Here is a 1,282-nt window from a genome sequence, read left to right on the forward strand (position 1 = left end):
CATTAGCTTTATCTCCCTTAAGGAAAAGAAATTGACAGAACACTTTTCCCTATAGTACCTAGCAACATTCATGAGCGACTGCATCAACAAAGAATCAACTATTATTACTACTCCCTACTCCCTAATCCCTACTCCCTACTCCATACTCCCCACTCCCTCCAAGCGCAGAAAATGCATATTTCCCCCTTCATCCCCTGCGACAATGGTGACATCATCCGGTGCAACGGCACAACAGTTGATGGCACTTTCTCCAGTAAACGTAGCAATAACTTCCCGAGTCTCGAAATCCCACACTTGGAGTGTTTTATCGGACGATGCAGAAATGACTAGCTTACCGTTGGATGTTATCTTGATCCGATTTATGGAGTCCGTATGACCTGTAAAGGTAAAGATTTCCTCTCGCTTTTCCAAATCCCAAATTTTGATAGTCTTATCCTTGGAGCCAGACACGACGTACTTACCATCTGGGGTTACGGCGAGAGTATTGATTGAATCGCTATGACCTGTAAGGGTGAAACATTCCTTTCTAGTTTCTAGATTCCAAAGTTTGATAGTTTTATCCTTGGAGCCAGAAATAACATACTTACCATCTGGGGTGACAGCTAAACTAGTTATCTCCTGGTAATGACCTTTGAGGACAAAACGTAATTTTTTGGTTTCGAGATGCCACACTTTAATGGTGCTGTTAGTTGAACCAGAAATTACATAGTTGCCATCTGGCGTGATTGATAGAGTTGTTGCGGAATCATAAAATATGAAGGTTATTATAGAATACAATAGTTGATCAAGTAAATATAATGAAATTAACAATGAAAAAAGTAATAAAAGTATAATCCAATCTGAAAATAAAGATGGAATATATAAAAAGAAAGATATAATACTTAATAGGTAAATAACAAATATCAATAAAATTAAATAAATATAGCAATATTGAGCTATTGATAAAAAATCGCAAATTCTCTTTATTTCGGTGTAATTCCAAACAGTAAAAAAATGATAAGATAACGGAATTTTATTAGTTATACAAAGCAAAAAGTTATTGGGTGGAATCCCTAATTCAATAATTTTATTGCTTTCATAAGCTTGACTTAAGTCAATTGTTATATCCGAATATTTGCTATATTTTGATAAGTTTATTTTTTGTTTAGATATTTTTTTGTAAAACTCTTTTGGTAGATTATTTATATTATTTTCAGAAATATTTAAAAAATTGAATAGTTGTCGCCGAGCTGTTAGTATATTAGTTAATGCAATTAATATACTAAATTCTGGATATTTAGTC

1 protein-coding gene is annotated in these 1,282 nt (G+C 33.6%); it reads right to left on the minus strand.

Annotated elements, in window-relative coordinates; translation table 11 throughout:
- Nucleotides 1–135: 135 nt before the first annotated feature.
- On the minus strand, nt 136–777 hold the full coding sequence (locus F6K51_RS37500) for a WD40 repeat domain-containing protein (RefSeq protein ID WP_293031313.1): 642 nt from the start codon (nt 775–777) through the stop codon (nt 136–138).
- Between the last annotated feature and the right edge of the window lie 505 nt (nt 778–1,282).

Origin of the sequence: Moorena sp. SIO3I8 (genome assembly GCF_010692325.1) — a bacterium.
Lineage (GTDB): Bacteria > Cyanobacteriota > Cyanobacteriia > Cyanobacteriales > Coleofasciculaceae > Moorena.